Source organism: Pseudomonas sp. WS 5410, from assembly GCF_012985645.1.
Taxonomy (GTDB): Bacteria; Pseudomonadota; Gammaproteobacteria; order Pseudomonadales; family Pseudomonadaceae; genus Aquipseudomonas; species Aquipseudomonas shahriarae.
The window spans coordinates 25,003-38,988 of the sequence record NZ_JAAQWS010000030.1 but is presented as its reverse complement, the minus strand read 5'-3'; the positions used below and the strand labels follow the sequence as shown (position 1 = coordinate 38,988).

Sequence of the window (13,986 nt, the reverse complement as noted above, 5' to 3'; positions counted from 1 at the left end):
TTTTTATGGAGACGGCTGAACGTGACGGAAGTCCCACCAACTGGCAGAAACTGGTTTTTTCTTGACCTCGGGTGGATAGAGCGAGCGGACAAAGTGGATATCACCCTCGGAGAGCTCATTGCTGTCCCCAATAGCATCTCCACTGTTGAGCCAGGATGAATTGAAACCATAATGCATGATGGATTTACGATCATAGTCAGATGACACAACATCGGAAACCAACGGCCCAAAATTCGCTTTTAGTTCTTTCTCCCCACCTTTATCCATGTAGGTTTTCTTGACTTCGGACCAATTGATATCCAAATCATTGTTTTCGTGCTGATGTTCATGTTGCAACCCCAAAACATGACCGAACTCATGTTGGATCGTACCGGCGTTATAAGCATTCGGCCCACCCTTGAGGCCGATGACCATTGTAGGTTTGTCGGGCGGTACATAGAGCGAGCGGGTACCCAAGTACGAATGCCCACCGGAAATATCGTTGTCTGCGGCAATCCGGATATCCCCGTCGGCGGCGTCAGTGAACTCAAAGTGCAGATTGACGTGAGGCGCCCATTTATTGATGTTGGCTTTGGTAAATTCTTCTTGCGCTTTACTCATGCCCATCAGGGAAATTCTTATGACTGAGTGTTGTGGCCATAACGCCGAAGCTGACGCCACCCCACGCTTTTGCCTGGAAGACGCAGCAACCTCCCCCTTGGCAGTTGGATTGGCGTTCTCGTTGGCCAGGTAGTTCGGTGGATAGACAGATGAGTGAGCGTTCAGTTGGACAGTCAAAGTCGTAGCTCCAGCAGCGATGTATTTCCCGTTACGTCGTAATTCGGCGCTATAGGTTCCACTGGGGCCATGACAAGGGTTTACGCGTGACGATCAAGCGTGCGCCTGGCGACTAAACCACTGCCTGACCGCCTGGCCACACGGTTATGGACCCATTTGATGACCAATACCTGAGTGGCCTGTAGGCCCAAGCCTGCAAATTCCGCTGACTAACCTTTCGATCCTGAGCAAGTGCGGGCACAATGCCTGTCCTTTTTTGGCAGGCTCCGCCGCAGGCTCTGAAAAATGATCAAAACCCCGTATTACCTCATCGACAAACAGAAGCTTCTGGTCAACATGCAGAAGATCGCCTACGTGCGTGAGCAGTCCGGCGCCAAGGCGCTGCTGGCGCTCAAGTGCTTTGCCACCTGGTCGGTGTTCGACCTGATGCAGGAATACATGGACGGCACCACGTCCTCGTCGCTGTACGAGCTCAAGCTCGGTCGCCAGAAGTTCGAAGGTGAAGCCCACGCCTATAGCGTGGCCTGGGCCGACGATGAGATCGAGGAGATGCTCGACAACTGCGACAAGATCATCTTCAACTCCATCAGCCAGCTGCAGCGCTTTGCCGAGCGCAGCGAGGGCAAGACCCGCGGCCTGCGCGTCAACCCGCAAGTGAGCAGCTCCGACTACCTGCTGGCTGACCCGGCGCGCCCCTTCAGCCGTCTGGGCGAGTGGGATCCGGTGAAGATCGAAGGCGTGATCGAGCAGATCTCCGGCTTCATGTTCCACAACAACTGCGAGAACGGTGACTTCAACCTGTTCGACCAGATGCTGAACACCATCGAAGAACGTTTCGGCGCACTGCTGCACAAGGTCAACTGGGTCAGCCTCGGCGGCGGCATCCACTTTACTGGCGAAGGCTATGCCATCGACGCGTTCTGCCAGCGCCTCAAGGCGTTCTCGCAGAAGTACGACGTGCAGGTGTACCTGGAACCCGGCGAAGCAGCGATCACCAACAGCGCCTCCCTGGAAGTGACCGTGCTCGACACCCTGTACAACGGCAAAAACCTAGCCGTGGTCGACAGCTCCATCGAAGCCCACCTGCTGGACCTGCTGATCTATCGCCTCAACGCCAAACTGGCGCCAAGCGATGGCGAACACACCTACATGGTGTGCGGCAAGTCGTGCCTGGCCGGTGATATCTTCGGCGAATATCAATTTGATCAGCCGCTGGCCATCGGCGATCGACTGTCGTTCATCGACACGGCAGGCTACACCATGGTCAAGAAAAACTGGTTCAACGGCCTGAAAATGCCGTCCATCGTAGTGAAACAACTCGACGGTACAGTCGAAGTGGTTCGTGAATTTGGTTACGACGACTACCTGTCCAGCCTTTCGTAAAGCGGACAGATAAAGGAGAGATAAAGCAATTGAAAAAGAACGTTCTTATCATTGGTGCAGGAGGTGTCGCCAAGGTGGTGGCCCACAAGTGCGCGCAGCACAACGACGAACTCGGTCGTATTGCTATCGCGTCGCGCAACATCTCCAAATGCCAGGCCATCATCGACAGCGTCAAGGCCAAGGGTAGCCTCAAGGTACCCGCCCAGATCCAGGCCTTTGCCCTGAACGCCCTGGACGTGGAAGCGACCAAGGCACTGATCCGCGAAACCGAATCGCAGATCGTCATCAACGTCGGCTCCGCCTTCCTCAACATGTCGGTACTGCGTGCCTGCATCGATACCGGCGTGGCTTACCTCGACACCGCCATCCACGAAGAGCCGGGCAAGGTCTGCGAGACCCCGCCGTGGTACGGCAACTACGAGTGGAACCACCTGGAGGAGTGCAAGCAGAAGAACATCACTGCGATCCTCGGTGTGGGTTTTGACCCAGGTGTGGTCAACGCCTATGCGGCGCTGGCGCAACAACAGCATTTTGACCGCATTGATTCGATCGACATTCTCGACGTCAATGCCGGCAGCCACGGCAAATATTTCGCCACCAATTTCGACCCGGAAATCAACTTCCGCGAATTCACCGGGCAGGTGTGGAGCTGGCAGAACAGCCAGTGGACCAGCAACACCATGTTCGAAGTAAAACGTACCGACGACCTGCCGGTAGTGGGTTCACAGAACCTGTACCTGACCGGCCACGATGAAGTGCACTCGTTGTCGAAAAACCTCGACGTGCCCAACGTGCGGTTCTGGATGAGCTTCGGCGAACACTACATCAATGTGTTCACCGTACTGAACAACCTCGGCCTGCTCTCCGAGAAACCGGTCACCACCGCCGAAGGCCTGGAAGTGGTGCCTTTGAAACTGGTCAAGGCCGTGCTGCCTGACCCGTCCTCGCTGGCACCGGGCTACACCGGCAAGACCTGCATCGGCGACCTGGTCAAGGGCACCAAGGATGGCCAGCCACGCGAGCTGTTCATCTACAACGTGGCCGACCACGAAGACGCCTTTGCCGAAACCGAAAGCCAGGGCATCTCCTACACCGCCGGCGTACCACCGGTAGCCGCTGCGCTGCTGGTGGCCCGTGGCGAGTGGGACGTGCAACGCATGGCCAACGTTGAAGAACTGCCAGCCGAGCCGTTCCTCAAGGCACTGGACGTGATGGGTCTGCCGACCCGTATCAAGGACGAAAAAGGCGACCGCGCCTGGGATGCTATCGCCTGATAGCGTCTTGATTGACGGATCGCTCCCACGTCCTGTGGGAGCGATCAAAAACATTGCCCGGATCGTTGCAGGGGCGGATATCAATGTTGCCAGTGCCTAAGCTATCGCAGGCAAGCCAGCTCCCACAGGGTTTATCGGTGTTTGCAGGATCTGCGCACCTTCACGTGGGCGTCCTACAGCGAACTCGTTATGCCAGCTGGCCCAAATTAATGTGGGAGCTATCGAGCCCCAGCGAGGCTGCGATGGCGGCAGTATTGCTGGCATTGATGCTGGCTGACCTACCGCTATCGTAGCCTCGCTAAAGCTCGACAACTCCCACAGGGTTTGTCGGTGTTTGCGGGATCTTCGCACCTTAACGCGGGCGTCCTACAGCGAACACGCAATGCCATCTGGCCCAAAACAATGTGGGAGCTGTCGAGCCCCAGCGAGGCTGCGATGGCGGCGGGATTGCTGGCATTGATATTGGCTGACCCACCGCTATCGTAGCCTCGCTAAAGCTCGACAACTCCCACAGGGTTTATCGGTGTTTACAGGATCTTCGCACCTTAACGCGGGCGTCCTACTGCGAACACGCAATGCCATCTGGCCCAAAACAATGTGGGAGCTGTCGAGCCCCAGCGAGGCTGCGATGGCGGCGGTACTGCTGGCATTGATATTGGTTGACCAACCGCTATCGTAGCCTCGCTAAAGCTCGACACCTCCCACAGGGTTTATCGGTGTTTGCAGGATCTGCGCACCTTAACGCGGGCGCACCAGATGCTTCCTACATCCGTTTCAGGTTGTCCCTCGGAAAGGTGCTGACTAACCTTCCCGTTGCCGCTGCCAAATCAGCGGCCGGATTTGACCGTCCGACCAAACCAGTACGCTAAAGCACCCCAGACCTATTTCAGGCGTTTTTCTTATGTCTGATGTATCGTGTCGCGGCAGCTGTGCGCGGGATACCTTCGGGTATGCCGGAATCACTGGTTTCCGGTCGGTCAACCCGCGTACAGCTGCCACCCTACTCGTTTGACCGCGAACGGTGGCAGCTCCACCTACCAGGAGCTTCACCATGATCAAACACAGCCCCAACCCCCCACCCAGCTACGATGCCAGTCTTCTGCGCGATGCGGCGGATCGTGCGATCAACCACTATCTGCACCCCGAGCCCCCCACCCCAACCGCTCAACCCAGCGACCCGGCGTCAGCAGCATTATTTACCGTGCGCACCGACCTGGACGCCGAAACCCTGCTGATCAATGCCTCGCAAGACCTGGCGTCGATCAACGTGATCGCCACGCACCTGGCCTTTGAAGTCGACGGTACGCACCGCAGCGTGGCGCTGGGCCTTTGCCGGATGCTCGAAGGCGTGCAGCTGCTGGTCGACCAGGCGCTGGATGGCTGCGCACAACCGGCCCTGTAGAGCTGGAATGCCGTTTTATGTAGGAGCGAGCTCGCTCCTACAATTACCGGTTGTTGCCCCCCCCTCGCACAAAAGGTAGTATTGAGAACGATTCACAATACCACCCTGAGAAAGTCGACCCGTGCAGTCACCTCCAATCCGCAAGCTGGGCTTCTTTTTCAACGACCATCACCGTTGGCTGCTGCAACATATCCAGCATCGCGTGCGTAACCATGCCGATGCCGAAGACACCGCCGCCGATACCTTCTGCCAGATGCTCGCCGCCCGGGTCGACCCCGACAGCATCGAGCAACCCCGGGCCTATCTCTCGACCATTGCACGCCGGCTGATTTTTGATCGCTACCGCCGCAGCCGTCTGGAAACCGCCTACCTGGAGCGCCTGGCCGCTGCCCCCGAAGCCTTGGCGCCCTCCCCCGAAGACCAATTGCAACTGATCCAGGCCCTGGTGGCGATTGACCGTGCCCTCGACGGCTTGCCGCTGATCGTCAAGGCCACGTTCCTTTATAGCCAGCTGGACGGCATGAGCTACGTGGCGATTGCGCACAAGTTGCAGTTGTCCGAGCGCACCGTCAGCCGCTACATGAAACAGGCCCTGCGCCAGTGCTACCTGGCCGAGCTGGCCCCGTGAGCAAGGCGCGCCTGGACCCGGTCAGCGAGCAGGCCATCGACTGGATGGTGCGCCTGCGCGCCGGCAAACCGGATGCGCGGATGCAGGAGCGCTTCAATGCCTGGCTGGCCCTGGACCCGGCTCACGCCCAAGCCTGGGCCCGTTTGCAGGAGCGCCTGGGCGGCTCGTGGAACACCCTGCGCACCCTCGAAAAACGCCTGCCCGGTGAAGCGCGACAAGTGCTGTTGCAGCCCCATGGTTCGCGGCGTGACATGCTGCGCGCCATCGGCGGCCTGGGATTGCTGGGCGGCGGCCTGTGGCTGGCGGCGCGCAGCCCGCTGGGCGACAACCTGTTGGCCGACCTGCACACCGCGCGCGGCCAGCGCCAGACATTCACCCTGGCCGATGGCAGCCGCCTGAGCCTGAATGCGCAGAGCGCGGTGGATGTGCAATTCGACCCACACCAGCGCCTGATCATCCTGCGCCACGGCGAACTGGTGATTCAGGTGGCGGCCGATGCGCAACGGCCGCTGCGTGTGCGCACTGCCCAGGGCAGCATCCAGGCGCTCGGCACGCGCTTCCTGGTGAGCCAGGAGCCGCAGGCTACACGGCTGGTGGTGCTGGAACACTCGGTGCAGGCGACCCTGCGCAACGGTGTGCAGCGCACCGTGCTGGAGGGCCAAGCCGTAATGCTGCAGGCCGATCGCATCGAGCCGCTGGCCGGCAACCAGGGCTTCCGGGCCGACTGGCTCGCCGGGCACCTGAGTGTGCTGGACGACTCCCTGGAACAGGTGGTCAACGCCCTGCGCCCGTACAGCCGTGGTTTTGTGCGCGTCGATCCTCAGGTGCGCGACTTGCGCGTGCAGGGGGTGTTCCCCCTCAACGACCCGCACCGCGCCTTCGGCGCCCTGGCCGAAACCCTGCCGATCCGGGTCGATCACTACAGCCCGTGGCTGACCCTGATTCGCGCCAAATAACCCGGGCAATATTTTTTATGCAAATAACTCTTATTTGTGTCCGGTTTTCATTTTTCGTCCCACCTATCTCCTGACACGTCCACACCTTCAGGAGAATGCTGTGCTCAACCCTTGGCCCCACGCCCTTTCTGTCGCCGTTGCCCTGGCAACCCTGGCGAGCCCTGCCCTGGTGCAGGCGCAAAGCCTGTCTTTCAACCTGCCGGCCGGCCCGCTGGCGCAAACGCTGAACGCCATTGCCAGCCAGAGCGGGCGCATTGTGTCCCTGGACCCGGTGCTGGTGCAGGGCAAGCAGGCCAATGCCGTGATTGGCCAGATGCCGGCCGAACAGGCCATGGACCGTGCGTTGTCGGGCAGCGGCTTGCAGTTGCGCATCACCGAGCAAGGTAATTTCAGCGTCGAGCCTGCCACCGACACGGGCAGCACGCTGCAATTGGGCGTGACCTCGATTGTCGAGCACAGCATCGACCCCACCACCACCGAAGGCAGCGGTTCCTACGCCGCACGCGCGGTGACAATCGGCAAGGGCACCCACACCCTCAAGGAAATCCCCCAGTCGATCACGGTGATGACCCGCAAGCAAATGGATGACCAGGACCTGGTCGACCTCAAGGACGCCGTCAACCACACCACCGGCCTGGTGGGCGTGCAAGGCGTGGGCAAAGGCATGATCATCACCTCCCGCGGCTTCCAGATCGACGACTGGCAGTACGACGGCGTGCCGATCCCGCGCAATACCTACGCCCTGGGCAACTGGGCGACCCAGGACATGATTTTCTTCGACCGCCTGGAAGTACTGCGCGGCGCCTCCGGCCTGCTGCAGGGCACCGGCAGCCCTGGTGGCGCAATCAACCTGGTGCGCAAGCGCGGGCAGACGGCACCCACCGTGGCCCTTACCGCCAAGGCCGGCAGTTGGGACCACTACGGCCTGCAACTGGACGCCGGCGGCCCGCTGAACCAGAGCGGCACGATCCGTGGGCGGATGGTGGCTGACGAAGACCAGAGCGATTCGTTCATCGACTACGAATGGAGCAAGACCCACTCGCTGTACGGCGCCCTGGACTTCGACCTGCAGGAAGACACCACCCTGGGCCTGGCCGTCAGCCGCACCAATGCCGAATCCCGGCCGATGCTGCGGGGCCTGCCGCGCTACAGCACGGGCAAGTCGATTGACCTGTCACGCTCCACCTTCAGCGGCTCGCGGTGGAACCACTCGCAGATCGACGTCACCACCCTGTATGCCGACCTGGAGCACCGCTTCAACGACGACTGGAAGTTCAAGGTCGGCGCGGTGCGCATGAGCGAAGAAAACACCTCCACCCACCAGCGCGTGCAGAGTACCGGCAACGGCATCAACGCCGACGGCACCGGGTTGACCTATGCCGATTGGTACACCGATTTCGACGGCACCAAGATCGGCCTGGACACCCACCTCACCGGGCGTTTCGAAGCACTGTCCATGGCCCAGGAAATTACGCTGGGCGGCAACTATTCCAAATACACGTCCAACGACATCATTGCCCGGACCTTTAACAAAAGCACCGACAACATCTTCGACATCGATAACAACCGCCCCGAAATCAGCTACGAGGGTCTGATGAACACCCCCGGCGGCAGTGCAACACCGAGCAAATACGACATCCGCCAAAAAGGCCTGTATGGCAGTTGGCGCGTCAAGCCCATCGACCCGTTGACCCTGGTACTCGGCGCCCGTGTCAGTTGGTATGACTACAGCTATACCTCCTCGGGCATCAAGGCGGTGACCCACGCCACCACCGTCAACGACCCCAGCACCACCAACGAAACCGGCGAAGTCACGCCCTACGCCGGGATCGTCTACGACCTGAGCCGCGAGTGGGCGGTGTACGCCAGCTACACCGACGTGTTCGAGCCACAGACCCAGCGCAACCTCAGCGGTGCGGTGGTCAAGCCGGTGATTGGCAGCAACTACGAAGTCGGGCTCAAGGGCGAACTGCTGGACGGGCGGGTCAATACCTCCCTGGCGCTGTTCCGCTACGACCAGGAAAACCGTGCGATCACCGACTACTCCCTGGGTGAAATCTGCGGCGGCACGTACTGCGCCACAGGCTCAGGCAAAGTCCGCAGCCAGGGCCTGGAAGCTGAAATCAGCGGTGAAGTGTTGAGCGGCCTGCAACTGTTTGCCGGCTATACCTACAACACCACCAAGTACCTTGAGGACCGGGATAACAAGGGCAAGGTATTCAGCCAGTGGACGCCCAAGCATATGTTGCGGGTGTGGGGCGACTACCAGTTCAGTGGCGACTGGAGCAAGGTCAGCGCCGGGTTGGGCTTTACCACCCAGAGCCATACCCTGGGGTATGAGTACAACTATGACGTGGCGGGCTACACGGTCTGGAACGCGCGGCTGGCGTATCAGATGACGCCGGAGGTGGGCTTGGCGGTCAATGCCAACAACCTGTTCGACAAGACCTACTACGCCTCCGGGTACAACCAGTTGAATGGCAACAACTTCTACGGTGATCCGCGCAATGTGATGTTCAGTGTGAAGTACACGCCGCAGTTCTGATGGGCTGACACAGCGATGGCGCTCCTGTGGACGCCATCGCTGGCGAGTTGGCTGCTGCGAACGCCGCTCACCTTATTCGCGTGGTCCACCCTGCCCAAACCGATAAATCGACAGGCAGTACAACCCCAGCGCCGCCACCGCCAGCAAGCCCCCCGCCGCGCCGATCCAGGCAAAGCCGAAATGCCCGCCGACCCAACTGCCCAGCAGCGCGCCGCCGCCGATGCCGATGTTGTAGATCCCGGAAAACATCGCCATTGCCACATCGGTCGCGTCCGGTGCCAGCACCAGGACCTTGGACTGCAGCGCCAAGCCAAAAGCCATGATCGCCATGCCCCAGAACACGCTCAGCACCACCAGGTAAGAAACGTCACCACTCAACGGCAACAACAGCCCCAGGCACAGCGCCAGCACCGACACAGCCACCAGCAGAAAGCGGTAAGGGTTGAAACGGTGCAGCAAGCTGAACAGTAACGACCCCATGATCCCCGCCCCGCCAAACACCAGCAGCACCAGGGTCACCGCATTGCCCCCCAGGCCCGCGACGCGTTCGACGAAGGGTTCGATATAGCTATAGGCGGTGAACTGGGCCGTGACCACCATGGCCGTCAACACGTACAGCGCCACCAGCGCCGGACGCTTGAACAGCATCGGCAGGCTGCGCAGCGAGCCGGAGTTCTGGCTCGGCAACAGCGGCAAGGTGCGCGCCAGCCAGAACACCAGCACAGCGGCAAACCCGGCGATCACAATAAAGGTGGTGCGCCAGCCCATGGCCTCGCCCAGCAGGCGGCCCAAAGGAATGCCCAGGACCATCGCCAGTGAGGTGCCCGTGGCCAACAAGCCCAGCGCCTGCACCTGCTTGCCCGGCGGCGCCAGGCGTACCGCCAGGGAGGCGGTGATCGACCAGAACAGCGCATGGGACAAGGCAATGCCGATGCGACTGACCATCAACAAGCCAAAACTGTTGGCCACGCTGGAGAGGATATGGCTGGCGATAAACATGCCGAACAGCACAATCAGCAACTTGCGCCGCTCGACGTTGCGGGTCAGCAACATCACCGGCAGCGACGTCAATGACACCACCCAGGCATAGATGGTGAGCATCAGGCCGACCCGGGCGATCGGCATGTCGAAGCTGGCGCCGATGGCACTGAGCAGGCCGACCGGGACGAATTCAGTGGTGTTAAACACAAAGGCCGCCAGCGCAAGGGCGATGACCGGCTGCCAGTTGGCTTGAGGTGTGGTGGTGGAAGTACTCATCGACAGGTCGTTTTACTCAGTTGCGCGCCGATCCTGACGGCCCGATGCCTGCCCTTGAGCGGCGCCGAAAAATAGTAACACGATGGCTCAGGGATCGACTTGCGCCATGATCTCGGGAATCGACTCCGGGCGCTTGGCATAGCGCTGGGCCAGTACCGCGCAGACCATCAACTGGATCTGATGGAACAGCATCAGCGGCAGGATCAGCACGCCCATGGTGCTGCCGGCAAACAACACCTGGGCCATTGGCACCCCGGTGGCCAGGCTTTTTTTCGAGCCGCAGAACAGGATGGTGATGCGGTCTTCCTGGTTAAAACCGAACGCCTTGCCCAAGATCGCGGAAGCCATCAGCACCAGCGCCAGCAGGATGCAGCAGGCCACCACCAGGCCGCCCAGCTCCCACAGGGGGATCTGGTGCCAGATGCCTTCGTTGACCGCCTCGCTGAAGGCGCCGTAGACCACCAGCAGGATCGAACCCTGATCGACGAATTTCAGCCAGTTTTTATTGCGCCCCACCCACGCACCGATCCAGCGTCGGGCGATCTGCCCGGCAATAAACGGCAGCAGCAATTGCACGCTGATCTTGAGAATCGCATCCACCGTGGAGCCGCCGTCGCCATGCACATTGAGCAACAAGGCCACCAGCAACGGCGTAAGGAAGATACCGAACAGGCTGGACGCCGCCGCGCTGCAAATCGCCGCCGGGATATTGCCCCGCGCCAGGGAGGTGAAGGCAATCGCCGACTGCACCGTGGCCGGCAACGCGCATAAGTAGAGCATGCCCATGTACAGGTCTTTGCCGATCATCGGCGACAACAGCGGCTTGAGCGCCAGGCCCAGCAGCGGGAACAGCACGAAGGTCAGGCTGAACACCAGCAAATGCAATCGCCAGTGCCCGGCACCGGCGACGATGGCCTGGCGCGACAGCTTGGCGCCATGCAGGAAAAACAGCAGCGCGATGGCCAGGTTAGTCACCCAGCCAAACGCCACGGCGGCCTGGCCGCTGACCGGCAACAAGGAGGCGAGGACCACCGTGGCAATCAGGATCAGGGTGAAGTTATCAGGTAAAAACCGGGGGCGTTTCATTAGCTGTTCTTCCAGGGGTTGCCAGGGCGTCGTGGCGACTCTAACGTAACGGCTGCCTACCGACTAACGCCAATGAGCCAGTAAATGCCGCCTAAAGGACATGAAAAGGCCGTTCGCCGCAGCATCCCCGGGCTCGCCAGCCTGCCGCGCCCGGTGTATGGCCGCACCGAATCCCTGCCCAACCGCGCCCTGACCCGTCGCCATAGCCACCCGTGGGTGCAGTTGTCGTATGCGATTTGCGGGGTGCTGGAGATCCACACCAGTGCCGGGCGCTTTGTCGCCCCGCCGCAGCGCGCGGTGTGGATCCCGGCGGGAGTGCCCCACCGCGTGTTCAGCTCGCCCCACACCGAAATGCGCAGCCTGTACCTGGACTGCAGCGTGACGACCTGGGCCGTGGAACGTTGCCAGGTCCTGGCGGTAAGCGACTTGCTGCGCGAGTTGATCCGCCGTTTCAGCGAACTGCCGGTGGAATATGCCGAAGACGGCCCGGACGGGCGCCTGGCCCAGGTGCTGCTGGACCAGTTGGCCGCCGCGCCGCAGGTTGACCTGATGCTGCCCCTGCCTGTGGACAGCCGGCTGCGACAGATCTATCGCAGCTTGAGCCTGCACCCGGAACAGGCAACCACCCTGGGGCAGTGGAGCCAGAAGTTGGGGGTCAGTGAGAAAACCTTGAGCCGGTTGTTCTTGCGCGATACCGGCCTGACCTATCGCGCCTGGCGCCAACGGCTGCGACTGCTCAGCGCCCTGCCCGACCTGGAACGCGGGGAACGAGTGACGGATGTAGCGCTGGGCTGTGGGTATGAGTCGGTTTCGGCGTTTATCGCAGCGTTTCGCCAGCAGTTTGATGCGACGCCAGGGGAGTTTTTTCGCTGATTGAATACCGCGGCTTTTGACCGTCCACAATCCCCTGTGGGAGCGGGCTTGCTCGCGAAGACGGTGTGTCAGTCGATAAATTCAGTGACTGAACCACCACCTTCGCGAGCAAGCCCGCTCCCACAGGGGATCTTGGCCGGGCACAGCGTTTTGGCCACACCACCCATCAAATGTGAAAGCTGGCTTGCCTGCGATGGCGGTGTACCTGTCATCAATGACAGTGACTGGACCACCGCTATCGCGAGCAAGTCCATTCCCACAGGGGATCTTGGCCGGGCACAGCATTTTGGCCACACCACCCATCAAATGTGGGAGCTGGCTTGCCTGCGATGGCGGTGTACCTGTCATCAATGAGAGTGACTGGACCACCGCTATCGCGGGCAAGCCCGCTCCCACAGAGGATCTTGACCGGGCACAGCGTTTTGGCCACACCCCCCATCAAATGTGGGAGCTGGCTTGCCTGCGATGGCGGTGTACCTGTCATCAATGAGAGTGACTGGACCACCGCTATCGCGGGCAAGCCCGCTCCCACAGGGGATCTTGGCCGGGCACAGCGTTTTGGCCACACCCCCCTTCAAATGTGGGAGCTGGCTTGCCTGCGATGGCGGTGTACCTGTCATCAAAGAGAGTGACTGGACCACCGCTGAATCGCGGGCAAGCCCGCTCCCACATTTTTGACGTCAGCGCAACAAAGACGAACTCGCCCGCACCTGCAGCTGCGGCGCCACCTTGATCGACTCGACAGCCTCGCCCTCGATGCGCTTGAGCAGCAGTTCAACCGCATGGCGGCCCATCTCTGCCAAGGGCAGGCGCACGCTGGTCAGGGGAACCATCAGTTCATTGGCCAGCGGTATGTCATTGAAGCCCACTACGGCAATGTCCTTGCCCGGCATCAAGCCCTTGTCACGCGCAGCGCCCATCAGGCCGATGGCCAGGAAGTCATTGACCGCAAAAAACGCCTGGGGCCGTGGGTTCAGGCTCAGCAGATACTCGCCCTGGCGATGCCCGGTCAGGCTGTCAAAAGGACCATTGAGCGTCCACTCCGAGCGTAGCGTGATGCCTTGCTCACGAAAGTAGCGGGTAAACCCACGGGTGCGATCCGCCCCGGTCGAGGCGTGCCGCTCACCCGCCAGAATGGCCACATCGCGACAGCCCAATTGGTACAAGTGCTCGGCCGCCAGCCAGCCGCCCAACTCATCGTCACTGCACGCCGCCAGATGCCCGGCAATCTGCCGGCTGACCAACACGTAGGGGATGTGCTTGCGCGCCAACAGGTCGAGCAGCGGCTGGCTTTCGCCCACATGGGAGTCGCCGACGATCAGCCCGGCCACCGAGCGGCGCAAGGCGTGCTCGGCACGCGCCATCTGGCGTGGCTGCTGGTCGTCGGTATTGGAAACGAAGGTGAGGTAGCCGGCCTGTTCGGCGGCACTGTCGATGCTGTCATAAATGGTCGCCATCACCAGGTCGGTGAGCCTGGGCATGAGCACACAGATTTCCTGGCTTTTGCGCAACTTCAGGCTCGATGCCTGGGTGTTCGGCCGGTAATCCAGCTCTTTGGCCAATGCACGAATGCGCGCTACCACTTCGGCCGAGGCCGCTCGCTCGACCCCGGCCGGGTCGCCATTGAGTACCCGGGACACCGTGGACACATGCACACCCAGTGCGGTCGCCATGGATTTCAGGGTGGCAGGGCGAGATGGGCTCGGCATGGTGGAGAGGCTTCCAACTGTCTGATATTTAGCGCGCAGATTCTACCCGAACGGGCGTGTCGCAGCCGCAGGTAAATTTTTACCCAAACGTTTGAC

General features: G+C 60.9%; 11 protein-coding genes. 7 read left to right on the top strand and 4 right to left on the bottom strand.

Annotated features, from left to right (window positions below; genetic code table 11):
- Positions 1-3 precede the first annotated feature (3 nt).
- Positions 4-777: a M12 family metallopeptidase gene (locus HBO24_RS27760; RefSeq protein WP_170060744.1), complete on the bottom strand. Its 774-nt coding sequence runs from the start codon at positions 775-777 to the stop codon at positions 4-6.
- A gap of 285 nt (positions 778-1,062) precedes the next feature.
- Here HBO24_RS27760 and HBO24_RS27755 point away from each other — a divergent pair, with 285 nt between their 5' ends.
- The 6 genes from HBO24_RS27755 (at position 1,063) to HBO24_RS27730 (ending at position 8,965) form a co-directional block, all read left to right on the top strand.
- A complete protein-coding gene (locus tag HBO24_RS27755; protein ID WP_057438683.1) occupies positions 1,063-2,160 on the top strand; it encodes a carboxynorspermidine decarboxylase in 1,098 nt (365 codons plus the stop codon).
- A gap of 29 nt (positions 2,161-2,189) precedes the next feature.
- Entirely contained in the window at positions 2,190-3,434 is a 1,245-nt protein-coding gene (locus HBO24_RS27750) for a saccharopine dehydrogenase family protein (RefSeq protein WP_057438684.1), read from the top strand.
- Between the two features lie 1,051 nt (positions 3,435-4,485).
- Positions 4,486-4,836, top strand: coding sequence for a DUF6124 family protein (locus tag HBO24_RS27745; RefSeq protein WP_115127998.1), 351 nt, complete (start codon positions 4,486-4,488; stop codon positions 4,834-4,836).
- A gap of 121 nt (positions 4,837-4,957) precedes the next feature.
- Positions 4,958-5,464, top strand: a complete 507-nt coding sequence (locus tag HBO24_RS27740; protein ID WP_120732581.1) for a sigma-70 family RNA polymerase sigma factor — start codon at positions 4,958-4,960, stop codon at positions 5,462-5,464.
- Entirely contained in the window at positions 5,461-6,420 is a 960-nt protein-coding gene (locus HBO24_RS27735) for a FecR family protein (protein WP_170060743.1), read from the top strand. The genes HBO24_RS27740 and HBO24_RS27735 overlap by 4 nt, the downstream gene beginning before the upstream one ends.
- 100 nt (positions 6,421-6,520) lie before the next feature.
- Positions 6,521-8,965, top strand: coding sequence for a TonB-dependent receptor (locus tag HBO24_RS27730; RefSeq protein WP_170060742.1), 2,445 nt, complete (start codon positions 6,521-6,523; stop codon positions 8,963-8,965).
- A 72-nt stretch (positions 8,966-9,037) separates the two neighbouring features.
- Here the strand turns inward: HBO24_RS27730 and HBO24_RS27725 are convergent, their stop codons facing one another.
- Together HBO24_RS27725 and HBO24_RS27720 are read right to left on the bottom strand one after the other, a co-directional pair.
- Positions 9,038-10,222: a sugar transporter gene (locus HBO24_RS27725; protein ID WP_057959876.1), complete on the bottom strand. Its 1,185-nt coding sequence runs from the start codon at positions 10,220-10,222 to the stop codon at positions 9,038-9,040.
- Between the two features lie 87 nt (positions 10,223-10,309).
- Positions 10,310-11,308 (bottom strand): bile acid:sodium symporter family protein, encoded by a 999-nt coding sequence (locus HBO24_RS27720; protein WP_057438688.1) that lies wholly within the window; start codon positions 11,306-11,308, stop codon positions 10,310-10,312.
- Positions 11,309-11,392: 84 nt separating this feature from the next.
- Here HBO24_RS27720 and HBO24_RS27715 point away from each other — a divergent pair, with 84 nt between their 5' ends.
- A complete protein-coding gene (locus HBO24_RS27715) occupies positions 11,393-12,181 on the top strand; it encodes a helix-turn-helix transcriptional regulator (protein WP_057438689.1) in 789 nt (262 codons plus the stop codon).
- Between the two features lie 680 nt (positions 12,182-12,861).
- Here the strand turns inward: HBO24_RS27715 and HBO24_RS27710 are convergent.
- Positions 12,862-13,890 carry a LacI family DNA-binding transcriptional regulator gene (locus HBO24_RS27710; RefSeq protein ID WP_170060741.1) on the bottom strand — a complete coding sequence of 343 codons (1,029 nt, stop codon included), beginning with the start codon at positions 13,888-13,890 and terminating at the stop codon, positions 12,862-12,864.
- Between the last annotated feature and the right edge of the window lie 96 nt (positions 13,891-13,986).